A 23,439-nucleotide genomic window follows, 5' to 3' on the forward strand; every position below is an offset into this window, starting at 1 on the left:
ATGGACGATGGCGTGCGGTTCGATCCGTGGTCGGCGGCGTTCGTCGCGGATCCCTATCCCGCTTACCGGGAGCTGCGCGGGCAGGGGCGGGCCCTGTGGTGCGAGGCGACCGGGCAGTGGCTGATCCCGCACTACGCGGACGTCAGCGCGCTGCTGCGGGACCGGCGGCTGGCGCGGACCTACCTGCACCGGTTCGGTCACGAGGAGTTCGGGCAGGTCGCCCCGCCCCCGCAGCACGAGCCCTTCCACGTGCTGAACGGGCACGGGTTGCTCGACCTGGAGGAGCCCGATCACGGGCGGGTGCGGCGGCTGGTCGCCAAGGCCTTCACCCCGCGGACCGTGGAGCGGCTCGCGCCGGCCGTGCACCGGATGGCCGGGGAACTGGCCGGGCGGCTGTTCGCGGACGGCGGCGGGGACCTGCTGAGCACGGTCGCCGAGCCGCTGCCGGTGGCGGTGATCGCCGAGCTGCTGGGCATCCCGGAGGGCGACCGGGGGCTGCTGCGGCCCTGGTCGGCGGCGATCTGCGGGATGTTCGAGCTGAAGCCCGACGAGGCGACGGCGGAGCGGGCGGTGCGGGCCTGTGTGGAGTTCGACGGGTATCTGCGGGGGCTGATCGCCGAGCGGCGCCGCGACCCCGGCGAGGATCTGATCTCGGCGCTCATCGCCGCCCACGACGAGGGCGGGCGGCTGAGCGAGCAGGAGATGGTGTCCACCTGCGTGCTGCTGCTCAACGCGGGCCACGAGGCCACGGTCAACACCACGGCCAACGGCTGGTGGACCCTGTTCCGCCATCCACAGCAGCTCGCGGCGCTGCGGGCGGATCCGGCCGCCGTGTTGTCCACAGCTGTGGAAGAACTGATGCGTTTCGACACCCCGCTGCAGATGTTCGAGCGCTGGGTCCTCGACGAGATCGAGGTGGGCGGCACCGTGCTGCCGCGGGGCAGCGAGGTGGCGCTGCTGTTCGGGTCGGCCAACCGGGACCCGGCTCGGTTCGCCCGTCCCGACGAGCTGGACCTCGTCCGTACCGACAATCCGCACATCACCTTCGGCGCCGGGATCCACTACTGCCTGGGGGCGCCGCTGGCCCGCCTGGAGCTGGCGGCCTCGTTCGGGGCGCTGCTCGCGGCGGACCGGCCACCACTGCGGCTCGTCCGCGAGCCGCAGTGGCAGGAGGGCTATGTGATCCGGGGCCTGCGGGAGCTCCTCGTCGAGTGCTGACGCCCCCGCGCCTACCGCGGCAGCGTCAGCCCCCAGGCACCCGCGCGGAGGGTCCAGGTGCGGCGGCGGACCGGGCCGGTCAGGTGGTGGTCGGCCCGGTAGCGGAAATCCGCGCCCGAGACCGTCACGGACAGGGCCCGCGCCGTCACCGGCGCCGCCGAGTCACCCGTACGGACGATCACCTCGGCGGCTCCTCCGCGGCTCACCACCGAGACGTCCCGGACCAGCCGGTCCACATCGCTGATCACCACGCCGTCCGCCTCGATCCGCAGCCGGTGGGTGCCCACGCCGACCCCGCCGGACCCGCCGGGCCCGCCCGCCCCGCCGACGGGGGGCCGCACCAGCGTCCGTACCAGCGAGCGGCAGGCGCTCCACACCGAGGCCGGCCCGCCCGCGCCGACGCCGCCGCCGCCCGGGCCCTGCCGGACCCGCGCCCGGGCCACCGCGGGCGGCGGCGCGAGCCGCAGCCCGCCGAGCACCACCCCGTCGCTGTCGTCGACGAGCAGGTCACAGCGGCGCACCCGGCCGTCCAGCACCGCCCGCGCCGCGGCCACCGCACCCGTCGGCACGCCCAGCGAGCGGGCCAGCGCCAGCGCGCTCGGAGCCCCCACCGGAACCAGCGCCAGAGCGCCGTCCGCGAGCTCCCGGTCCCGGTACAGCAGCGACACGGCACGCACCAGCGCCCGGTCGTCGCCCACGATCACCGGGCGGCGATGACCCCGGCGGGCAAGTGCCCGCGCGAACTCCTCGGGTCCCTCGGGGAGGCAGATTTTCGCCGCCGCCCCGGCACACAACACGTCCTTCGCGATCCGTACGGACTCGCCGTCGAGGCGGCGGGCGACCGGGTCGACGAGCACCAGCAGGGCGGCTTCCGCCGCGCCCGCATGGCTCATGGTGGGCTCTGGAGCCGACACCTCGGTCCTTCCTCGGGTAGCATCTTTGTGCAAGAGGCCCTTGCGCTATTGCGCCAGGGCCTTCGTCTATTCCGGGGCACCGGTCCGACGGCTCAGCCTGCGGTGTACATCGTGGTACGCCCCCTGACCTTGGACATGCCCCATCCGGAAGAGGTGTACGCCTGTGCCCGCTCTTGTGCTGCTCGGAGCTCAGTGGGGTGACGAGGGCAAGGGAAAGGCCACCGACCTCCTCGGTGGTTCCGTTGACTATGTGGTGCGCTACCAGGGCGGCAACAACGCCGGCCACACGGTTGTCGTAGGCGACCAGAAGTATGCGCTGCATCTTCTCCCTTCCGGAATCCTCACCCCTGAGTGCACGCCGGTCATCGGCAACGGTGTGGTCATCGACCCGGCCGTCCTGCTCTCGGAGCTGCGCGGCCTGAACGAGCGCGGAGTCGACACCTCCAAGCTGCTCGTCAGCGGAAACGCCCACCTGATCACGCCGTACAACGTCACCCTCGACAAGGTCGGCGAGCGCTTCCTCGGCAAGCGCAAGATCGGCACGACCGGCCGCGGCATCGGCCCGACCTACGCGGACAAGATCAACCGCGTCGGCATCCGGGTCCAGGACCTGTACGACGAGTCGATCCTCACCCAGAAGGTCGAGGCGGCTCTGGAGGGCAAGAACCAGCTGCTCGCCAAGCTCTACAACCGCCGCGCGATCGACGCCGCCGCGATCGTGGAGGAGATGCTCCAGTACGCGGAGCAGATCAAGCCGTTCGTCGCCGACACCACGCTGATCCTCAACAACGCGCTCGACGAGGACAAGGTCGTGCTGTTCGAGGGCGGCCAGGGCACCCTGCTCGACGTCGACCACGGCACGTACCCCTTCGTGACCTCGTCGAACCCGACCGCGGGCGGCGCCTGCACCGGCACCGGCGTGGGCCCGACCAAGATCTCCCGGGTCATCGGCATCCTGAAGGCGTACACCACGCGCGTCGGTGCCGGTCCGTTCCCGACCGAGCTGTTCGACGAGGACGGCGAGGCCCTGCGCCGCATCGGCGGCGAGCGCGGCGTGACCACCGGCCGCGACCGCCGCTGCGGCTGGTTCGACGCGCCGATCGCGCGCTACGCCACCCGTGTGAACGGCCTGACGGACTTCTTCCTCACCAAGCTGGACGTCCTGACCGGCTGGGAGCAGATCCCGGTCTGCGTCGCGTACGAGATCGACGGCAAGCGCGTCGAGGAGCTCCCGTACTCGCAGACGGACTTCCACCACGCGAAGCCGATCTACGAAAACCTCCCCGGCTGGTCCGAGGACATCACCAAGGCCAAGACCTTCTCCGACCTGCCGAAGAACGCGCAGGCCTACGTGAAGGCCCTGGAGGAGATGTCGGGCGCCCCGATCTCCGCGATCGGCGTCGGCCCCGGCCGCACCGAGACGATCGAGATCAACTCGTTCGTCTAGCCGGCACCGCACGACCACGAAGGGGTGGGCCCGCCGGACCGGCGGACCCACCCCTTCGGCACGCCCGGGGCCGGGCGTCAGTTGGTGAAGTACATGTACTGCCAGGCCGAGATCGCCGTGGAGTTCACGTAGTCACCCGAGTCGTTGTTGACGTACGCGGAGCGGACGCGGGCGCGGATGCCCGACTCGCCGGGGGCGCCGAGCTTCACGGCGACCTTGCCGTTCGTGCCCAGCTTGAAGAACTCGGGGCTCGACGGGTACCAGCGCCCGTTGTAGTAGACCTCCAGCTCGAAGCGCGCCTTGCGGCCCGGGAAGTAGGTCATCGTGCTGGTCGCGACCGGCGAGACCGACTTGCGGTACCAGCGGTACGAGACGGTGCCGATCTTCGCCGTCTTGTAGTAGCCGGTCAGCGCGGTGGACACGCGGGCCTTCGTGTTCGCCGTGATCTTCACGGTCCTCGGCGCGTAGCGGGCGTCCCCGGCGAAGACCGCGACCAGTGTGGTGTCGCGGGTCATCTCCAGCTTGGCGGCCATGTCGCCGTTCGCGTTCACCGCGGCCCTGCGCAGCAGCCTGTTCGGCTTGTCGCCGCCCCACGGGTCGGCCCAGATCTCCAGCGTGCGGTTCTTGTACGTCGCGCCCAGGTGCGCGGTGAACCAGACGCCCGCGCCGTACTCGAAGGTCTGGTTGTTGCGGTCGAGGGTCAGCGTGGCCGTGGCCCGCGACACCTCCACCGGCAGCGAGGCGGCGGAACCCGCGTACGTGGCGTCGCCGGCGTAGGCGACCTTGTAGGTGACCTTGCCGCCCGCGGGCGGGGTGTCCTTGACGGTGAACGCGCCCTTCGCGTCGACCTTCACCGGGGCGAGCGCCTTGCCCTGCGGGGACTCCAGGTCGGTCCGGGTGACCGTGACCGGGGTCCCTGCGGGCAGCGCCATGCTCGCGCCGATCTTGCCGGTGAGGGTGAGCGCGGCGCCGCGGTTGGCCTTGGCCGGGCCGGTCAGGGTGGCCGTGGTCACGTACTGGCGCGGGTTGGTGAGCACGCTCAACGGGGTGGTCGGCGAGCCCCACGAGTCGTTGACGGCGAACAGGGTCCGGCCGTCGCCCGACCAGGCGAGGCCGCGCTCGGCGACACCGTGCTGGTGCGGGATCTTCCGCAGGCTGGCCGGCTTCCCGGCGCCGCGGGTGAAGACGGCGAGGTTGGGGGTGGTCTCACCGAAGCCCCGGGAGCCGGCCGCGACGGTGCCGTCGGGGGCGACGGAGACGCTGCTCGCCTCCTCTTCCATCGGGTACGTGCCGACCTGCTTCAGGTCGGACATCCGGTACTCGGCCAGCCCGCGGCCGGGACCGGCGATGACGATGTTCGCGCCGTCCGGGGTGATGTCGGCGTCGTTGAAGAAGCCGCCCTTGTCCTCCTTGACGCTGACCGCGGGGGCCGCGCCGGTGGTGTCGTAGACGACGACCGGGCCGGAGCTGATGCCGTGGTCGAGGGCGACGAGGCGGCCGGGCGCCTTCGGGTCGGTGCGCAGCAGCGGCGGGGTCGCGAAGTTGTGGCCGGCCTGCTCGTCGTCGTACTTGGTGACCACGGGCGCGGCCGGGTCGGTGGTGTCGATGAGGCCGAGACCGGAGTCCCACTGGTCGCCGAAGCTGAACCAGATGCGGCCGCCCTCGCCGGTGGCGACCTGGAACGGCTCGGAGCCGTCGCCGGTCGGGTATTCGGCGGTGACCTCGAGCGTGGCCGTGTCCACCGCGACGATCTTGTCGGCGCCCCGGACGGCGGCGTAGAGCGTTGCCGAGTCGGTGCTGAGCACCAGGTCGGTGACGTCTCGCAGCCCGGGCACCTTGCCCACGGTCTTGCCGGCGAAGTCGGTGACGACGATGTTGTCGCTCCCGTACCCGTCGCTGAGGAAGAGCCGCTGGTGCACGCCGTCGGCAACGGTGTCGGTGAAGCTGCTGACGGGAACCTCGACCCGGCTGTCGGCGGCGGCCGGAACCGCCGCGAGCACGGCGGAGCTGAAGACGGTCGCGAGAGTGGTCGCGGCCGTGAGGGTGCGCGTACGCACGATGTGGATACCCCCCTGAAGGACCCGCCGGGATCCGGCGGGTGCAGTGACAGGGCCGCCGTCCGCCGGTCGCCGACGCCCGGTCAGGGCAGGTCGGCGCGGTGTCCGGACGGCGGTCCGTGCCCGCAGGGTAAGCCATTCGGGTGACACCTCGGCATCGGGTTGTCGTGCCGTCGAGGGGGGGCGCCGACGCGTGGCGGGCCGGAGGCGCGGACGCGCGGCCCGCACGCGCCGACGGGCTCGGGATTCCGGCTCCCGCTGCGGCTCTCGCGAGCGCTACCAGGCCAGCTGGGCGAGTTCCTCGGCGACCACCGCGCAGGCGTCCGCGGCCGGGTCGATCAGCGGGAAGTGGCCGACGCCGTCGAGCAGGGTCAGGCCGACCATCTCGCCCGCCTTCGCGGCCGCCGCCACGTACGACTCGGCCACCTTCGGCGGTACGACGATGTCCTCGCGGCCGTGGACGATCGTCGTGGCGATCCCGGTGGGGACGAGCGCGGCCGGGTCCGCGTACGGCAGCCGGGCGCGGAAGTGCGCCGGGCCGCCGAGCAGTTGGCCGGACGCGCCGTGGCAGACGTCCAGCTGCTCGGCGACCGTGAAGTCCGCGATCGGGGCCAGCGCCACCACCCCGCGCAGCCGCGGCGGGGACGCCGTCCGCCAGGGCGAGTCGGCGGGCAGGAGGTGGCGGGCTGCGGCCCACAGGGCGAGCTGGCCGCCCGCGGAGTGCCCGGTGACGACGGTGCGGCGCGGGTCGGCCGCGGGGAGCGCGGCCGCGGCCAGCTCCGGCAGGGCGTCCATGGCGGCGGCTACGTCGTCGAAGGTCTCCGGCCAGCGGCCGGCCACCGGACGGCCCGCGCCGGCGCCGTCCCCGGGCCCGTCCCCGGCGGCCTGGTGCGGTACGGAACTGCCGCGCCGGTACTCGACGTTGGCGACGGCGAATCCCCTGCGGGCCAGGAAGTCCGCGAGCGGCGTGACGTGGGCGCGGTCGTAGGGGGCGCGCCAGGCGCCGCCGTGCAGCAGGACCACCAGCGGGGCGGATCCGGTGCCCGGGCCGCCGCGCGGGGCGTAGAAGTCCACGACGTGGTCGGGGTGTTCGCCGTAGGAGGCGGTGGCGTCCGGCGCGACGGGAGGGTGCGAGAAGGCCGATTCGGCTTCGGCTGCGTCCCGTTCCACTGCGGGGTCGGTCAAGCGGGCTCAACCTCTCGTACGGCTCTCGGCGCGGAGATCGAATAGATCCGGGCAGCGGGACCGTACCAGGCGTCGGAGGGGGGATGGGGGGCGCCCCGGGGCGGGCGGATGCTCCCGCACCCGCCCGCCCCCTTGGCGCATCGTTTCGCCTCGCCGCCCCGCGGGGGCGGCGGCGGTCACTCGTAAATGTGACCCAGTGTCCGGGCCGCACGCTCCGCGTCGGCGAATCCGACGTACAGGGGCGTGAAGCCGAACCGGAGCACGTCCGGGCTGCGGAAGTCGCCGATCACACCGCGCGCGATCAGCTCGCGCATGACCTGCGCCGCGTTCTCGGTGCGCAGCGAGACCTGGCTGCCGCGCTCCGCGTGGGCGGCCGGGGTGACCGGCTCGACCGCGCCGGCCGGCACGTACGCCGCGACGCATTCGAGGAAGAAGTCGGTCAGCGCCAGCGACTTGGCGCGGACGGCCTCGACGGACACGCCGTCCCAGACGTCGAGGGCGGCCTCCAGCGCGAGCATGGAGAGGATGTCCGGGGTGCCGACGCGGCCGCGCACGGCTCCCTCGGCGGGGACGTACCCGGGGGTCATGGCGAAGGGCTCGGCGTGCGAGTTCCAGCCGGGCAGCGGGGTGTCGAAGTCCGCCTGGTGGCGCTCGTTGACGTACAGGTAGGCGGGCGCGCCGGGGCCGCCGTTGAGGTACTTGTACGTGCAGCCCACCGCCAGGTCGACGGCGTGCTCGTCCAGGCCGACGGGCAGGGCGCCCGCGCTGTGGCACAGGTCCCAGACCACCAGCGCGCCCGCCGCGTGCGCGGCGGCGGTCAGGCCGGGCAGGTCGTGCAGGCGTCCGGACTTGTAGTCGACGTGGTTGACGAGCGCGACCGCGGTACGGGGCCCGAGCGCGGCGCGCAGGGCGCCGGGCTCCACGGGGACCACCCGCAGGCCGGTCATCCGGGCGGCCGACTCGGCGATGTAGCCGTCGGTGGGGAAGGTCGCGGCGTCGACGAGGAGCTCGTCGCGGCCCTCGCCGGCGGGCACCAGGCGGGCCGCGGCGACCAGCGCCTTGAAGAGGTTGACGCTGGTGGAGTCGCCGACGACCACGCGGCCGGGGGCGGCGCCGACCAGCGGTGCGATCCGGTCGCCGATCCGCTCGGGCGCGGTCCACCAGCCGCTCTCGTCCCAGGAGCGGATGAGCAGCTCGCCCCATTCGCGGGCGACCACGTCGGCGAGGCGGCCGGGGACGGACGCGGGGAGCGCGCCCAGCGAGTTGCCGTCGAGGTAGACGACCCCGTCGGGGAGGGTGAAGCGTTCGCGCAGTTTGCCGAGTTCGTCGGCGGCGTCGAGGGCCGCGGCCCGGTCCGCGAGCGCGGGAGTCGTCTCAGACATGGCTGCGCGCCGTCCACAGCTCGGGGAACACGTTCTTGGTGGCGCGCTTCTCCAGCCAGGCCACGCCGGCGGAGCCGCCGGTGCCGACCTTGGAGCCCATCGCGCGGCGGGTGGCGACCAGGTGGTCGTTACGCCAGCGCCAGACGAGTTCGCCGACGTCGGTCAGCACCTCGCCGAGGCGGACGAGTTCGCCGTGCTGGTCGTCGCGGTATATCTCGGTCCAGACGGCCTCGACCTCGGCGGACGGCTCGTACTTCTGGGAGAGGTCGCGTTCGACGACGGAGGCGGGGACGGCGTGGCCGCGGCGGGCCAGCAGGCGCAGCACCTCGTCGTAGAGGCTGGGCTCGCAGAGCGCCTTCTCCAGCTCGGCGTACACGCGCGGGGCGCCGCGGTGCGGGACGAGCATCGAGGCGGACTTGTCGCCGAGCAGGAACTCCATGCGGCGGTACATCGCGGACTGGAAGCCGGATCCCTCGCCGAGGGCGCCGCGGTACGAGTTGAACTGGGCGGGGGTGAGCTGGGCGAGCGGGCGCCAGGAGGCGTTGAGGGCCTCCAGCTCGCGGAGGGATCGTTTCAGCGCGTCCATCGCGACGGTGATCCGGTCCTCGCGCAGGGCGCGGGCCGCGGTCTCCCACTCGTGCACGATGACGGTGAACCACAGCTCCATGACCTGGGTGGTGACCAGGAAGACCATCTCGCCCGGGTCGTCCGAGCGCAGGTGCTGGAGGTGGGTGAGGACGTCCGCCTGGACGTAGTCCTCGTAGGGCGTCGTGCCCGCGAAGTCGAGATTCGGGGTGTCCGAACCGGCTCCGGAGGCATCAAGGCTGTGCGACATCGCTGTCTCCTCGATACGAGCTTCCGGGTAGCGGTCCGCTCCTTCCTGAAGGCTGTGGAGCCCCGGTCCCCTCCGGGCATCATAAACCTGCCCCTACGGGTCGGCTCTAGAGTGATCTGGGGCACTTCCGCCGACTACGGCAACTCGGGACCTTCGATGTAGCGGCCCTCGGCGTCGTAGGGCCAGGCATTCGAGACGCACCCGTCCAGGCCCTTGATCTGCTGCATCATCGCGGGCGCGGGGCGGCCGGGGCCGGCGCAGCCGAGGTGGTTGCGGATGCCGATCGCGTGGCCGACCTCGTGGTTGATGATCAGGTGCCGGTAGGTGGCGGGCGGGCCGTCGAAACGCGGCGATCCGGTGACCCACCGCTTGAGGTTCACGACCACGCCGAACGAGGTCTCGCAGTTCAGCTCGCCGCCGGTGTCCATGTTCTCGGCGGCGCAGAGCCGGTCGGCCGTGTCCGCGGTGGCGATCTTGATGGTGAAGTCGGGCCGCTCGTCGACCAGCAGGAAGGCGGCCCGGCCGTGCGCGGCCCAGCTCTGCCGGTGCGCGAGGATCTTGCGGATCTCGTCGGCCGCGCGGTCCGCGTCCAGGCCTGAGCCGTCCTCGACCTCGACCGCGTAGCGGCGCGGCTGCCCGCTGCCGGTGGGGCCGCCGGCCGCACGGGCGGTCCGGAAGGTGCCGGGGCCCTGGTGGGGGACGGTGGAGCGGCTGGCGCGGTCCTGGCCCGCGGCACGGGGGGCGGCCGAGGGCTGCCCGGCCCGCTCGTCTTCCGGTCGGCCTTCCTGCCCCGCGTCCTGGCGGCCGTGCGCGTCGAGGCGGGCGCCGGCCGCGTCCGACGGGGCGCCCGCGCCGCCCCGGGCGCCGTACAGGGCCGCGGCGGCGAGGACGGCCAGGCCGAGGCCGAGCACTCCCCTGCCGCGGGACGTCAGCCGGGACCGGCCCGGTCGCGCCCCGCGCCCGGCACCGCTTCCCGTACTGCGCTTCAGACCGCGTTTCCCCACGCGTCCGCCCCTTCGCCGCCCGGCCGCCCGCCGGTCGACGGGCGGTCCGTACAAGAGGTAAGAGGCGTTCCGCACCTCCGCGGTTCACCGCGGAGGTGCGGATCTTGGAATGCGCCCGTCAGCCGCGGGTGGCGCGGCGGCGGCCGAAGGCGAACCAGAGGCCGAGGCCCAGGCCGCCGGCCACGGCCACGACGGTGAGGGGCTTGCCGGAGGTGAGGATCGCGGTGAGGGCGACGGCCAGCGCGTACGCCACGGGCAGCAGCACGTTCAGGTTGGTGATGGCCGACCTCGGGCCTTGCGACATGGTGGGTTCCCCCTGCTCGGTGGTTCGGTCGCGCCCGGCCACAAGTCCCTTGCGGTGCGGGCGGGTTGGTCGTGGAGCGTATCGTTCCGGAAGGATCATCTCACCTGGCGGCGGATGCCGGGAGCCGTCGGACGGGCGCGCGGCGCGACGCCCGCACCAGGAGACGACGCGCCGTCACTTCAGGTCGCCTCACGGCCGGTTCCCGCTGGTGGACATCTGCGGGCCCGCCAGCCGGGCGAAGAGGCCGTCCGTTTCCGCGACGAGCTGTTCGTACGTTCCCTGCTGGACGATCCGGCCCCGGTCCATGACGACGATGCGGTCCGCGTCGACCACGGTGGACAGCCGGTGCGCGATGACGATCCGGGTGGCGTTCAGGCGGCGGGTGCTCTCGGCGACGAGGCCCTGCGTCGGGTTGTCGAGGGCGCTGGTCGCCTCGTCGAAGAAGACCAGGCGCGGCCGGGCCACCAGGGAGCGGGCGATCATGAGGCGTTGGCGCTGGCCGCCGGAGAGGGTGTTGGTGCCCTCCGAGAGCACGGTGTTCATGCCCATCGGCATGGCCCGGATGTCGTCGGCCAGCCCCGTCATCTCGGCGGCGGCCCAGGCGTCGTCGGTGGTGTGGCCGCCGGAGCCGACGATGTTGGCGAGGATGTCGCCGGCCTGGAGCGAGCCGTTCTGCAGCACCACTCCGCACTGCCGGCGGACCGCCGAGACGTCCAGCTCGGCGAGGTCCTGGCCGTCGTACAACAGGCTGCCGGACAGGGGGGTCTCGAAGCCGAGCAGCAGCCGCAGCAGGGTGGACTTGCCGCTGCCGGAGGCGCCGACGACGGCGATGAACTCGCCCGGCTGCACGGTGAAGCTGACGTCGTCGAGGACGAGCGGGCCGTCCTGGCCGTAGCGGAACGACAGGTGCGAGACGGCGATCCGGCCGGACAGGTCGCCGGGGTCGACCTTGGTGCCGTCGTTCTCCGGCTCCGCTTCGAGGATGGGCTTCAGCCGCTCCAGCATGGGGACGGTCCCGACGGCGCTCACGACGGAGGCGGTGAACTGCAGGCCGGCCGCGAGGAGCAGGTTGAAGGCCGCGAAGAACGGCAGGAAGGTCGCGATCGGCACCTCCCCGTGCAGGGGGCCGGCGGTCACCCCGAAGACGACCGCCGAACACACCAGGGGGAAGCCCGCGTTGAAGGTGGTGACGCTGTTCTGCACCCGGCGGACGCGGGCGGACAGGCCGTGGCCGCGGGCGGCGAGCCGGGTCCACTCGGCGAAGGCCCGCTCCTCGGCCGCGGCCACCCTCAGCTTCGGCATGGCGGTGAGCATCTGGAAGACCATCGCGGACATGGCCTGCTCGTGCGTGTACTCGCGGCGGGCCCAGCGCAGTTGCAGGCGGCCGGCCACCGCGGCGACCAGCACGCCGACGAGCGTGAGGCCGGCGGCGACGAGGGCCAGGGTCAGGTCGTACCAGAAGACGAGGGCCAGGTTGGCGAGGCCGGTCAGCAGGGCCAGCGTGGCCGTGGTGAGCATTCCGGACAGGAGTTCCTGGGCGGCGGTGACACCGAGCACGGTGGTGCCCAGCTCGCCGGTGGAGTAGCGGGTGAAGAACCCGGCCGGCAGCGACAGCAGCCGGTTCCACAGCCCGGCCTGCATGGCGGCGCCGGAGCGGCTCTCCAGCCGCAGGACGGCGAGGTTCTGCACGACCGACAGCGCGGCGGTCACCAGGCCCGAGCCGATGACGACCAGGGAGCCCTGCACGATCAGGTTCCGATCGGCGTCCGCGACGAACTCGCCGAGCACCTTGCCGGTCATCACCGGGATGATCAGGCCGATCAGGGCGACGAGTGCGCCGGTGAGGGCGAGCCGGGCCATGTCGCGTCCGTGGCCCTGGGACGGCGAGAAACCGAACCGCAGCAGCCCGGCCACGCCGCGCACGTCCGCCGGCAGCGGCCGGTACAGCACGACGGCGGTGGGGCGCACCCGGGCGGCCTTCTCGGCGTCGAGCACGGTGACCTCGCCGTTGTCGACGAGCACGTAGCCCTGGCCGAGGGGCAGCAGCGCCACCGGCCTGCCCGTGACGTGGTAGCCGACCACCGGCCCCACGTCCCGGGTCCACCAGCGGTCCTCCAGCCGGATGCCGCGGGTGCGGAACCCGGAGGCGAGGGCGATGGCCCGCAGGTCCGCGGCGGCGCTGCGGCGGCCCGGTCCACCGCCGCGGACCGGGGGGCGGACCGAGAAGCCCTGCTTGGAGGCGACGAGCCGGACGGCGGCGAGCATCGGTGTGTCGTCGGCGACGTCCGCGAGCTTCACCCGGGTGCCGGTGTCCTGGAGGACCGCGTCGAAGGCGCGGACCGCGGAGGCGAGGACCCGGCCGTCCTGGGCCTGGCGCGCGGCGAGTTCGGCGCGCTCGCGGACCCGCTGGACGGCGATGCGGTGGTCGACGGTGGTACGCAGCCGGGCGGCGTGCTCGACCAGCGCGGCCGTCAGCCGGCCCTCCCGGTAGACGGCGAGGAGGGAGGCGGTGGTGAGGCGGGCGGCGCCGCGGGCCCGGACCCAGTCCTGTTCGGTCAGGACCAGCTCGACGCCGGGGCCGACGGGCTCCAGGACACCGGTCCCCTCCTCGCCGTCGAGGTCGCCGGCGGCGCCCTCGGTGGCCGGGTCGCCCGGGTCGAGGAGGCCGGACTCCACGCGGACGAACTGCACGCCGTCGACGGAGCGGGCCACGTCGCCCTGGTCGAGTTCGGTGGCGTCGGTGGTGCTCAGGGAGGTGAACTGGCGGGGCGCGAGGGCGCCGGGGAGCGCGTCGGCCAGGGCGGTGAGCCCCAGGGTGAGGCCGCCGAGGAGCCGGGCGTGGTCGAGTACGGCGGGGCCGCCGCCGACGCCGTCCGGCCGGGGCAGCGTGGCCCGGCCCTGGCGGACGTCGTCGAGCAGGGTCAGCGGCAGCCGGCTGAGGCGGGCGTCGAGCACGGGCCGGGCGATGACGGTGTGGCGGCTCTCGCCGCCGGTCCCGCACACCACGATCATGCCGGCCTCCGCGCGGCACAGGAAGTAGCGCCGGCCGTGCTCCTCGCCGTCGCCGTCGCCGCCGTCCGGCCCGCGTTCCACTGCGAACAGGTCGGCCGCGCCGGATTCCACGTACAGCAGGGTCGCGGGGTCGTCGAGGCAGAGGGTCCGGGCGGGGGCGGCCGCGGAGGTGGGAGGGTTCACAGCGTGTCCGTTTCCTCGGAGCGGCTGGAGTCGAACAGGGCGGCGTAGCGGCCCTGGGCGGTCAGCAGTTCGTCGTGGCTGCCGCGTTCGGCGATCACGCCCCGGTCGAGCACGATGATCTCGTCGGCGTCGCGCACGGTCGAGAGCCGGTGGGCGATGATCAGGCAGGCGCAGCCGCGGCGGCGCAGGTTGTCCATGACGGTGCGCTCGGTGGCCGGGTCGAGGGCGCTGGTGGCCTCGTCCAGGACGAGCAGGGTGGGGCGGGCGGCGAGCGCGCGGGCGAGTTCCAGGCGCTGGCGCTGGCCGCCGCTGAAGTTGCTGCCCTGCTCGGACACCTTGGCGTTGAGGCCGCCGGGGCGGGACATGACCTCGTCGAAGACGGCGGCGTCCTGGAGCGCGGCGAGGACGACCTCGTCGGGCACGGTGTCGTCCCACAGGGTGAGGTTGTCGCGCACCGTGCCGGCGAAGAGCGCCACGTCCTGGTCGACGTAGGCCATGGAGGCCGCGAGGACGGTGCGGGGGATCTCCTCGGTGGGCCGTCCGCTGATGAGGATCTGTCCCGAGCGCGGCTCGTACAGGCCGGTCACGAGGCGTCCGACGGTGGACTTGCCGCTGCCGGAGCCGCCGACGATCGCGGTGCGGGAGCCGGGGGCGACGGTGAGGGTGAGTCCGGTGACGACGGGCGCGGCGAGCGGGCCGTATCCGAACGTGACGTCTTGCAGGGCGAGTTCGCCGTCGAGCCGGTTGGCGGGCACGTCGGCGCGGCCGTCCGGGGCGTCGTCCGTGCCGGGCGCGCCCGGCCGGAAGCCGCGGGCCTGCGGGTACCTCTCCACGTCGTGGATGCGCTTGAGGTCGGCGTTCATCTCCTGGAGCCGGCTGCCCAGGTTGGTGAGCTGGGTGACGGGGCGGCTGATGGCCGCCAGCAAGGTCTGGAAGGTGACGAGGATGCCGACGCTCAGGACGCCGTCGGCCACCCGCAGGCCGCCGACGAGCAGCATGACGCCGATGTTCACGACGGCCAGCAGGGGCGGCAGGACCGTCAGCACCGCGGTGGTCTGGCCGAGCCGCTGCTGGGCGGTGGTGACCTTGGCGAGGAAGCCGGCCCAGCGGGTGAAGGCGTCCGGCTCGGCGCCCGTCGCCTTGACCGACTCGATGGTGGACAGGGTCGCGAAGGTGGTGCTGACCAGGTTGCCGCGGTCGGCGCGCAGCACGTTGACGGCGTCCTTGCGGGAGCGCGCGACCAGTTGGAGGACCAGCACGTTGAAGGCGGCGGTGGCCAGGCCCAGCAGGCCGAGCAGGACGTCGTAGCGGACCATCAGGCCGCCGTAGAAGACGACGAGCGCGAGGTTGATGGTGGTGGCGGCGACGTCGCGCGAGAGGATCATCGCGACGGTGTCGTTGCTCGCGACGCGCCTGGCGACCTCGGCAGGGCGGCGCTGCAGGAAGAACTCGATGGGCAGCCGCAGCAGGTGGCGGAAGAAGCGGGCCGACGCCACCAGGCCGGTACGGATCTCCATGCGCAGCAGGTAGTGCTGCTGCACGGAGGTGAGGACGAAGACCATCACTGCGGTGACCAGCATCGCCGCGACCAGCGGCAGCACTGCCGTGGGCGAGTCCGAGGCGAGCACCCGGTCGAGGAAGACCCGCGAGAAGGAGGCGCCGACGATGCCCGGTACCACCAGCAGCAGGCTGGCCAGCAGGACCAGGGGCAGGGCGCGCCCGGACGGCAGGCGGCGGTCCAGGATGGCGGCCGCGGTGCTGCTGCGGCGGCCGCCGGGCGTGAAGTCGGGGCCGGGTTCGAAGGTGAGGGCGATGCCGGTGTACCCGGAGTCGAACTCGGACCACTCCATCAGGCGGGGACCGCTGGCCGGGTCGTTGACGGCGACCTGGGTGCGGCCGAACCGGGTGCTGATGCCCTCGACCACCATGAAGTGCTGGAACGCCCAGAAGATGATGACCGGCCCGATGCGGAGCTTCTCCGCCAACTGGTCGGTCTCCGCCTGGAAGCCCTTGGCGACGAGCCCGAACGAGCGGGCGGCCGCCAGGACGGCGCTGGCCCGGGAGCCGTCCCGGGAGACGCCGCACAGGGCGCGCAGCTCCTCCAGCGGGACGTGCCGCCCGTAGTGGGCGAGGATCATCGACAGGCTGGCCGCGCCGCACTCCACCGCTTCCATCTGGAGGACGGTGGGCACCCGGTGCGCGCGGCGCCGGGCCCAGCGGCGGGTGCGGGCGGCGTTGCGCCTGGTGCGGCGGGCGTCCCGACGGGAGGCGGCCACGGGGGGTCGGGTCCTGGTGTCACTCATGGCTGCCGTTTCCTCAGCTTGTCGTCGGGTGTCTCGGCGCCGGCGGCGCCGCTCAGCGCCCCAGCACCAGGTCGAACGGCGACTGGGTGCGCAGCGCGATGGACGCGGACACGGAGGTCTGCGAGCTGAGCCGGATCGGCGGGGTCTTGGCGGAACTCCAGGCGTAGCCGGAGCTGGAGCCTGATTCGGGGATCAGGTCGACGGTGACCAGGCGGGGCGCCTGGTCCTGCTGGAAGCTCCGGGCGGCCAGCTCGCCGCCGGCGATCGCCGCGAGTCCCTCGCGGGTCAGCGGGTACGGGTCGACACGGGTGACCGTGCCGCGCAGCAGGCCGTACACGGCCGGGGGCGCGGTCGACACGTTCAGGTCGACGGGCCGGCCGGGCACCAGGCGGGCGGCCCGGTCGGCGGGCACGAAGACGAGCGCGACGAGGCGGTCGCCGGGCAGGTCGGTGCGCTCGATGGTGGCGACGGTGGCGCCGGCCGGGACGAACTGGCCGGTGGTGAGCGTGGCACTGATGACCTTGCCGGCGAACGGGCTGGTGATCGTACGGACCGTCCCGGCCTCGCCGGTGAGGCGGGCGAGCGGCTGCCCGGCCCGGACCAGGTCCGCGGGGCGGACCAGCAGGTCCTGCGCCATGCCCGTGTACGGGCTCTGGACCTGGCTGGTGCCGCCGGGGTGGCTCAGGACGCCCGGGGCCTCGACGGTGACGTCGAGGCGGGCCACCGCCGCCCATACGCAGGCGCCGACCATCACGATGAGCACGACGAAGACGGCGATCCAGCCGCGCGGGGCCGCGAGCATGACGGCGGCGTCGAGCTCGTCGGGCTGCCGCTTGCGCTGGAGCGCCTGGTAGCGGAACTTCATGGCCATGTTTCCCCCTCGCCGTCAGGAGCCCGCTGCGGCGGGCTCGGTGGCGGGGGCGGCCGGGGTGTCCGGGGTGTCCGGGGTGTCCACGGCTGCCACGGCGGCCGCGGCCCTGCCGGTGGCGCTCCGGCCGGCCGGGCGGCTGCCCAGGACGAGCTCGCCGACGGTGCCCTCCAGCAGCGGATCGCGGCCGGTGGCGGCGGCGAAGGCGGTGGTGTCGCCGCCGCCGAGGCCGCACACGGCCAGGCCCATGGCGGTGGCCACCAGGTAGACGGTCTGGTAGAGCACGCCGACGTGCTTGAGGATCAGCGGGTAGCCGACCGTCTCGTACTTCCACATGACGCGGCCGAAGCGGGCCGCGAGCAGCAGGACCACCTGCGGGTCGGCGTCCATCATGGTGCCGCCCCGGGCCTCCTTGACCAGGGACGCGGTGGCCGGGCCGGGCGCGCAGACGAACTCCAGCTCGTGCCGGTCGGCGACGTACCGGTACAGCCCCGGCTCCAGGCCTTCGCAGCGGGTCACCAGCGGGTAGACCTCCAGCTCGTGCACGGCGCCGCCGCTGGGCATCGGGCGGTCGGCGAGCTCCTGGCCGTCGCTGCCGGTGGAGGTGCCGCGGATCCGGACGGTCCGGTAGAGCAGCTCGGCGAGCTGGGCGACGGTCAGCGGGCTGGCGTCGTCGTGCGCGCGGGTGGAGGTGCGCTGCTCGATGGCCTCGGTGAGGGTGAGGTCCCGGGCGGTGACGGCGTCGAGGTCGGGTACGGGCAGCGCGATCCGCAGCCCGCCACCGCCGGGCGCGACGGCCGGCTCGGGGCCGAAGCGGTCCGCGTGCCGGTAGGTGCCGCCGTACCCGGGGGCGGACGCGGGGGTCCGGGTGCGGGCGTGGAAGGCGAGGTCGACCGGGTCCCACTGGACGCTGCCGCGCTCCTCGGCCTGCGGGTCGCTGCCGGGTCCGCCGGGGGCCAGCGCGCCGGCGGTGGCCAGCAGCCGCAGCAGCGGGGCCGGGACCTCCTCGGTCCAGGTCGTCAGCAGCGGGAGCAGGGCGGTGGCGCCCGCGCCGAGTTCGACGGCCAGCGGGCTGCCGGGGGCGCGCAGCGACAGGGTGCCGTCGGCGGGGGTCAGCAGGGCGTGCCGGCTGAGCCGGACCGGGCCGCGCGGGGCGGGTGCCAGGGTGGTGCCGCCGCGGCCGACGGGCACCAGCCGGGCCACCGGGGTGCCGTCGGGGCCGGTCACCGCGTGCTCGAACATGCCGCCGGCGTCGAGCCGGGCCCGCAGCAGCTGCCAGCGCAGCAGGCCCGTCTCGCCGTCGTGCGCGGTGACGAGCGCGCCGACCGCGGCCTCGTCGCGGTCGGCCTCGCCGAGGGCGGTCAGCGCGGCCGCGGCCCCCGGGCTGAGGGTGCCCAGGCGCACGGTGCCGGCACGGGTGGTGAGTTGTCCGTCCGCGAAGGCCCCGCCCCGGGCCAGCCGGCTGGTCAGGGTGTAGGCGGCCGTGGCCGGCACCCCGCTCGTCAGTGTGCTCGTAAGGGTCATGGCTCCAGCCCTGAGGTGGCGCGGGCCGGGGCGTGCCCCGGCCCGCGGCGGTGTGGCGGGTGATCGGTGCCGGTCCCGGGGGGGCCGGCGCGGAGGGAGCGTGCCGGGAGGGCGTCTAGAAGAAGACGTTCCAGGTGTTCAGGTCGGCCTCCGCGGTGGGCTCGGCGAGCCGGCCCATGCGGACGGGGGCGTCGTAGAGCCGGCCGGGGCCCAGTCGGCGCCAGAAGTGGCGCAGGCCGGGGGCGATCACCTTGACCACGTTGAGTTCGAGGTCGGGGCGGGTCTGGTCGACGACGATGACCTCGGAGCCGGCCTCCTTGATGCGCTCGACCTGGTCGCGGATGCGCTCGGCGAGGTCGAACCCGGCCTGCGGGCCGACCTTGGTGGCGGGCAGCTCCGGGTCGGGCAGCAGCCAGGGCTCCGAGGCGACGGTGGCCGTCTTCAGCCAGGTCAGCGTCTCCAGGTCGCTGACGAGGTACGCGGTCTCCCCGTCGGCGTCGCGCTTGTCGATCATCGGCAGGAACTGGTTGAGCTCGGTGAGCGCCCGGAAGGCCGCGACGCGCGGGTCCGGGTGGGCGCCGAAGCCGACCATGACGTCCTCGACGCTGTGGCGGCGGCGCGAGGCGGCCGCGTACACGGGCATGCCGAGGTCGGTGGTGATGTCGATCATCCACAGGTCGCGGTCCATGGCGTCGTAGAAGGCGCGCAGCCGGTCCACGTACGGGTCGTCGAGGGAGTCCATGTCGAAGGCCGGGACGCGCAGCCGGTTGTACCACCACACGGCGACGGCGTCGCGTTCGGTGAGCTCGCACAGGCCCTGGAGGATCGCTTCTTCGAGGGAGTTGCCGGCGGCGGTGCCGTTGGAGTCGGCGATGCAGAAGAAGTGGTCCTGGAGGTCCGGGTGGCCGTACCAGGAGTAGGCGGCCGGGACGAGGCGCTCCTCGTCGTGGGTGAGGGACCAGCCGGTGGTCCAGTCGATGGCGGCGTCCTCGGGGAACGGGTCCGGCACCTTGTGGAGGCGGTTGGCGGGGTCCTTGTTCCAGGCCGCGCGGTCGGCGAGCTGGGCGTCGGAGAAGTGCAGCAGGCTGCGGGGGTGCACGACCGTGGCCGGGTCGAGGTCGCGGTAGGCGGAGCGCTGCACGGGCTCGTCGCCGCGCCAGACGCCGACGTAGCGCTCGATGGCCTCGCAGACGGCGCTGACCTTGGCCTGGATCTCGGATCGGCCCTTGCCGCCGCTCTGGCCGCGCAGGTTGCGGCGCAGCAGGTCCATGCTGTCGTTGACCATCGCGAAGTTGTGGCCCGCGGCGTAGCTGTAGGTCAGGGTGTTGGACTCGGGGGTGTGCGAGGCCAGCTTGGTGATGGCGCCGAGGTGCTGGCTGATGTGCCGTTCCAGGCGGGCGAGGGTGGCCTCGGGGCTGTTGACGCGGTAGCCGCCGTCGCTGGTGTGGACGGCGTCGCCGGAGGCCAGCACGATCTTGGGGCTGCGCCCGCTGAAGACGGCCGGGTCGCCGCAGGAGCGGCACTGGGGCTGGCGGATCAGCGGGTGGTTCTCGGTCTTCAGGGTGCCGAGGTCCAGGGTGACCATCTGCCCGCACAGGGCGCCGGGTTCGCCGGTGGCGGAGATCCGGGCGGCCTCGGCGGCGATCAGGCCGGCGGCGGCCAGCGGTCCGGCCGCGATGCCCGCGCGGACCGGGTGGCGGGGCACGGTCTCGCCGCGCTTGCCGGCCAGGTAGCGCTCCAGCTGGCGGTTGCCGGCCAGGCGCTGGGCCAGGCAGGTCCAGCAGCCGGTGTGGTCGGGGTCGAGGAAGGGGCCGATCCAGGGCGCGACGCCGCCGGTGCGGGCCAGCAGCCACGGCCGGCCGGCCGCCAGCTGGCGCTCGTTGCGGACTTCGAGGGCCGGGTCGAGGTAGTCGTCGACGAGGACGACGGAGATGCCCTCCTCCGGCACGGCGTCGAAGTCGCCGGTGCGGGCGGCCAGTCCGAGCGCGCTCAGCGCTTCGAGGACCGGGCCGGGGTCGACGCCTTCGGCCGCGGAGACGGTGACGGGCGCGGCGGCGACCGTGCGGGCGGGGTCGATGCCCAGGGCGTCCCAGTAGGCGAGGGTGGCCTCCGGCAGGTCGGGCCGGCCCTCGGCCAGGTGACCGGCGGCGCCGAACCGCTTGATCGCAGAGAACACGGCCGGTACGGGGAGCGTGCCGGCGAGCGCCTGCACGATCTCCATGACCGTCTTGCGGCCGTCCAGGTGCGGCAGCACGGCCGCGGCCGCCTTCCCGGGCACCAGGTAGTTCTGGCCCTCCGCGTAGAGGAAGACCCGCTCGCCCTCCAGCACTTCGGCGTGGAAATGGGCCTTGAGCCGCGGCTTTTCCATCTGTCCCCCTTGGTTCTCGCGATCGGGCCTGACGTGGCATCGCACCGGCTACACAAACACGAGGCCGACCGCGGGTAAATGCTTCACCTGATACGCAGGAAGACCCTTCCGGATACGTAGTCCGAAGGTGTTTCGTACGTACCGGGACGGGCGCCGGGGAGAGCGCCGGGACACACACGACCTCGCACGGAATTGATCCATCCGGTTATTCCGCGAGCACCGCGGCCAACTGCACTGATCCGACTGCCCTTTGTCTTGATCTGCACCCTACGGAATGCGACATTGACCCAATGCATTCACCCACCGGGGACCTCTACCACCGTGAGCGCGAGATGGATCTCCTCCAGAGGGCCATCGCCGAACTCGCCCTGGGACGCCCGACCGTGGCCACCATTCACGGGTCCCACGGAATCGGGAAGTCCGCGCTGCTGAACGCCGTGCCCCGGCTGCTGCCGCCCGGAACCCTGGTGCTGCGGGCACGCTGCCATCCGAGCGAGAGCCAGTATCCGTACAGCATGGTGAGCCAGCTGTTCGACCCGGTGCTCGGCGGCGCCGGCGGCCACGGCACGCCCGTACCCGGGCCGGGGGAGGCCGGGCCCACCCACGAGGCGCTGCTGGGTCTGCTGCGCACCACCCGCGCCCTCGCCGTCGACCGGCCGGTGGCCATCCTCGTCGACGACCTGACCAACGCCGACCCGCACTCGATGCGTTGGTTCTCGTACATCGCCCGGCGGCTCGACGACCTGCCGGTGCTGATGGTGGCCACGCTGCCGGCCTCCGCCGCCGCGCAGGTGGCCGAGGAGCTCGGCCCGCTGCCGTACCTGCTGCGGCTGTGGCCGGAGCCGCTGTGTCCGACCTGTACGACCGAACTGGTCGACCGCGCCTTCGAGAGCCCCGTCGACCAGGAGCTGGCGGCGCTCTGCCACACCCTCGCGCACGGCAACCCGCTCGTGCTGCACGACCTGGTGACCCGGCTGCGGCGCACCCACGTGCCGCCCGGCTCGCCCGACCCCGAGCAGGTGCTGCCGATCGGGGCGCAGGCCCTGTCGGAGACCGTGCTGGCCTGGCTCGACGAGGACGACCCGTGCGCGAGCGAACTGCTCACGCAGCTGGCCGTCCTGGGCCCCGACACCGACCCCGCCGTGTGCGGCGCGCTCTCGCAGCACGGCGAGGTGCACGAGCAGCAGGCCCGCGAGACGCTCGTACGGGCCGGGCTCCTGGAGGCCGGCGCCCCGGGCCGCTTCACGCACGCCGCGGTCCGGCCGGCCGTGCTCGCCCGGGTGAAGGCGCACGAGCGGCTGCTGCTGCACGGGCGCGCCGCGGCCGTGATGGCACGGCTCGGCGCCCCGGCCCGGCAGACGGCGGAGCAGCTGCTCCTGGCGGGCTGCGACTGGGGCATCGACGTGCTGCGCGGCGCGGGCTCGCAGGCCGCCGGCGTCGGCGACCACGAGTCCGCCGCCCGCTACCTGCGGCGCGCGCTCGCCCTGCTGGAGGAGCGCGGCGCGCCCGCGGCCGAGGACGACGAGAACGCGGTGAAGGAGGCCCAGGAGCGAGAGGAATCGTTTCTCGACCTGACGGTTCGGCTGGGCGCCGTCGAACTCCACCGCGACCTCGACGCCTGTGCACGCCAGGCCGCGGCCGCCGCCGACAGCCCGCTGGGCCCGGTCCGGCGCGCCGAGGCGCTGGCCCGGCTCGCCTCCCCCGCGCTCGTCTCCCGCATCGAGGGCGCCCAGCCCTTCGTCCGGGTCTGCCGGGAACTGGCGGCGCTGCCCGCCCCGCCGCGCGAGCACCTGCTGCGGCTGACCGCCCAGACCCTGCTCACCGGGCACCGCTCGGGTCTGCGCCGGGCGGCCCGGCTGGCCGCCGCGAACCCGTCGGACCCGGCCGCGCACACCTTCGCCGGGGCGCTCGCCGCGGCCGCCGCCGCGAGCGGCCGGCTCCGCACCGCTCGCCGGATGGCCCTGCGGGTCGCGACCGGCACGACCGGCCTGGGGGAGCGGTCGGCGCCCGGGGCGGCGGCCGGCCCGGTGGGCGCCGCCCTGGCCCTGACCTGGACCGGCGACCTCGACGGCGCCGCGGCCCTCACCGACCGGCTGATCAGCATCTCGGGCGCGGCCGGCGACCTCGCCACCGCGCTCCTCGCCCACCTCGTCCGCAGCGAGGTCCGCCACCGCCGCGGCAACCACGCCGGCGCGCACGCCGACGCCGAGACCGCGCTGCACCTCGCCCACCGACTGGGCGCCGCCGCACTGGCCGCCGCGGCCCGCGCGGCCGCGGCCCGCGCCCTCGTGGGCCTGGACCGGACCGCCGAAGCGGCCGCCCTGCTGGCCGAGGAGCCGGTGGTCGGGGACGCGCACCCGTTCATCAAGGCGCTGTCCCTCCAGGCGCACGCCACGGTCGCCGCGGCCCGCGGCGACCACACCACCGCCGTCCTGCTGTTCCTCGACTGCGGGCACCGGCTCGCGCTGCGCGGCATCACCAACCCCGCCTGCGTGACCTGGCGCGCCCAGGCGGCCGCCTCGTACCGGGCGCTGGGCGAGGAGGCCGCCGCGACGACGATCCTGGACGGCGTGCCCCAGCAGCGGGGCCCGGCGCCCCAGCCCGCGCCGGGCCGCGAGCGCACCCTGCTGAGCCCGGCGGAGCAGCGGGTGGCCGAGCTGGTGGTGCGCGGCAGCTCCAGCCTGGAGGTCGCGGAAAAACTGTTCCTCAGCAAGCGCACCGTCGACACCCACCTGGGCCGCATCTACCGCAAGCTGGGCATCCACAGCCGGCGGGAGCTGGCGGGCGCGATCGGCGAGGAAATGCCGCTGTGACCACGGGTGGTGGGCGGCGGCG

The 23,439-nt window shown here is 74.0% G+C and carries 15 protein-coding genes; 3 read left to right on the forward strand and 12 right to left on the reverse strand.

The window, feature by feature from the left end; genetic code table 11:
- A complete protein-coding gene (locus tag OG764_RS17410) occupies positions 1-1,218 on the forward strand; it encodes a cytochrome P450 (protein WP_328969338.1) in 1,218 nt (405 codons plus the stop codon).
- Positions 1,219-1,229: 11 nt separating this feature from the next.
- On the opposite strand, the gene OG764_RS17415 is transcribed toward OG764_RS17410, so the two are convergent.
- Positions 1,230-2,132: a diacylglycerol kinase gene (locus tag OG764_RS17415; protein ID WP_443055960.1), complete on the reverse strand. Its 903-nt coding sequence runs from the start codon at positions 2,130-2,132 to the stop codon at positions 1,230-1,232.
- Positions 2,133-2,295: 163 nt separating this feature from the next.
- On the opposite strand from OG764_RS17415, the gene OG764_RS17420 reads away from it, so the two are divergent.
- Positions 2,296-3,579, forward strand: a complete 1,284-nt coding sequence (locus OG764_RS17420; protein ID WP_328969339.1) for an adenylosuccinate synthase — start codon at positions 2,296-2,298, stop codon at positions 3,577-3,579.
- 77 nt (positions 3,580-3,656) lie between these two features.
- Here OG764_RS17420 and OG764_RS17425 read toward each other — a convergent pair whose 3' ends face one another.
- The 11 genes from OG764_RS17425 to OG764_RS17475 form a co-directional block, all read right to left on the reverse strand.
- Positions 3,657-5,636 carry a YncE family protein gene (locus OG764_RS17425; protein WP_328969340.1) on the reverse strand — a complete coding sequence of 660 codons (1,980 nt, stop codon included), beginning with the start codon at positions 5,634-5,636 and terminating at the stop codon, positions 3,657-3,659.
- A gap of 276 nt (positions 5,637-5,912) precedes the next feature.
- A complete protein-coding gene (locus OG764_RS17430) occupies positions 5,913-6,821 on the reverse strand; it encodes an alpha/beta hydrolase (protein ID WP_328969341.1) in 909 nt (302 codons plus the stop codon).
- Between the two features lie 176 nt (positions 6,822-6,997).
- Positions 6,998-8,203 (reverse strand): kynureninase, encoded by a 1,206-nt coding sequence (gene kynU / locus OG764_RS17435; RefSeq protein WP_328969342.1) that lies wholly within the window; start codon positions 8,201-8,203, stop codon positions 6,998-7,000.
- Positions 8,196-9,038: a tryptophan 2,3-dioxygenase family protein gene (locus tag OG764_RS17440; RefSeq protein WP_328969343.1), complete on the reverse strand. Its 843-nt coding sequence runs from the start codon at positions 9,036-9,038 to the stop codon at positions 8,196-8,198. Before OG764_RS17440 ends, kynU begins: the two co-directional genes overlap by 8 nt.
- A 134-nt stretch (positions 9,039-9,172) precedes the next feature.
- The gene (locus tag OG764_RS17445; RefSeq protein ID WP_328969344.1) at positions 9,173-10,042 is read right to left on the reverse strand and encodes a DUF3152 domain-containing protein; all 870 of its coding nucleotides are present in this window, start codon (positions 10,040-10,042) and stop codon (positions 9,173-9,175) included.
- Positions 10,043-10,160: 118 nt separating this feature from the next.
- Positions 10,161-10,346, reverse strand: a complete 186-nt coding sequence (locus OG764_RS17450; RefSeq protein ID WP_328969345.1) for a hypothetical protein — start codon at positions 10,344-10,346, stop codon at positions 10,161-10,163.
- A 189-nt stretch (positions 10,347-10,535) separates the two neighbouring features.
- Positions 10,536-13,541, reverse strand: a complete 3,006-nt coding sequence (locus tag OG764_RS17455) for an NHLP bacteriocin export ABC transporter permease/ATPase subunit (protein WP_328969346.1) — start codon at positions 13,539-13,541, stop codon at positions 10,536-10,538.
- Positions 13,538-15,844 (reverse strand): NHLP family bacteriocin export ABC transporter peptidase/permease/ATPase subunit, encoded by a 2,307-nt coding sequence (locus OG764_RS17460; RefSeq protein WP_328969347.1) that lies wholly within the window; start codon positions 15,842-15,844, stop codon positions 13,538-13,540. The genes OG764_RS17455 and OG764_RS17460 overlap by 4 nt, the downstream gene beginning before the upstream one ends.
- A 52-nt stretch (positions 15,845-15,896) precedes the next feature.
- On the reverse strand, positions 15,897-16,715 hold the full coding sequence (locus tag OG764_RS17465; RefSeq protein ID WP_328969348.1) for an HlyD family efflux transporter periplasmic adaptor subunit: 819 nt from the start codon (positions 16,713-16,715) through the stop codon (positions 15,897-15,899).
- Positions 16,716-16,730: 15 nt separating this feature from the next.
- Complete coding sequence (locus tag OG764_RS17470; protein ID WP_328969349.1) at positions 16,731-18,236, reverse strand: SagB family peptide dehydrogenase; 1,506 nt, start codon at positions 18,234-18,236, stop codon at positions 16,731-16,733.
- A gap of 115 nt (positions 18,237-18,351) precedes the next feature.
- Positions 18,352-20,604, reverse strand: a complete 2,253-nt coding sequence (locus OG764_RS17475) for a TOMM precursor leader peptide-binding protein (protein WP_328969350.1) — start codon at positions 20,602-20,604, stop codon at positions 18,352-18,354.
- 290 nt (positions 20,605-20,894) lie between these two features.
- Between OG764_RS17475 and OG764_RS17480 the strand changes: the two genes are divergently transcribed.
- Positions 20,895-23,417: a helix-turn-helix transcriptional regulator gene (locus OG764_RS17480; RefSeq protein WP_328969351.1), complete on the forward strand. Its 2,523-nt coding sequence runs from the start codon at positions 20,895-20,897 to the stop codon at positions 23,415-23,417.
- Positions 23,418-23,439: the final 22 nt, after the last annotated feature.

Source organism: Streptomyces sp. NBC_00239 (assembly GCF_036194065.1).
Taxonomy (GTDB): Bacteria; Actinomycetota; Actinomycetes; order Streptomycetales; family Streptomycetaceae; genus Streptomyces.

Bases quoted from the DNA above. Each gene is read 5' to 3' on its own strand.
- OG764_RS17475 (WP_328969350.1), bottom strand. From the start codon at position 20,604: ATGGAAAAGCCGCGGCTCAAGGCCCATTTCCACGCCGAAGTGCTGGAG.
- OG764_RS17480 (WP_328969351.1), top strand. From the start codon at position 20,895: ATGCATTCACCCACCGGGGACCTCTACCACCGTGAGCGCGAGATGGAT.
- OG764_RS17410 (WP_328969338.1), top strand. From the start codon at position 1: ATGGACGATGGCGTGCGGTTCGATCCGTGGTCGGCGGCGTTCGTCGCG.
- OG764_RS17470 (WP_328969349.1), bottom strand. From the start codon at position 18,236: ATGACCCTTACGAGCACACTGACGAGCGGGGTGCCGGCCACGGCCGCC.
- OG764_RS17465 (WP_328969348.1), bottom strand. From the start codon at position 16,715: ATGGCCATGAAGTTCCGCTACCAGGCGCTCCAGCGCAAGCGGCAGCCC.
- OG764_RS17460 (WP_328969347.1), bottom strand. From the start codon at position 15,844: ATGAGTGACACCAGGACCCGACCCCCCGTGGCCGCCTCCCGTCGGGAC.
- OG764_RS17440 (WP_328969343.1), bottom strand. From the start codon at position 9,038: ATGTCGCACAGCCTTGATGCCTCCGGAGCCGGTTCGGACACCCCGAAT.
- OG764_RS17450 (WP_328969345.1), bottom strand. From the start codon at position 10,346: ATGTCGCAAGGCCCGAGGTCGGCCATCACCAACCTGAACGTGCTGCTG.
- kynU (WP_328969342.1), bottom strand. From the start codon at position 8,203: ATGTCTGAGACGACTCCCGCGCTCGCGGACCGGGCCGCGGCCCTCGAC.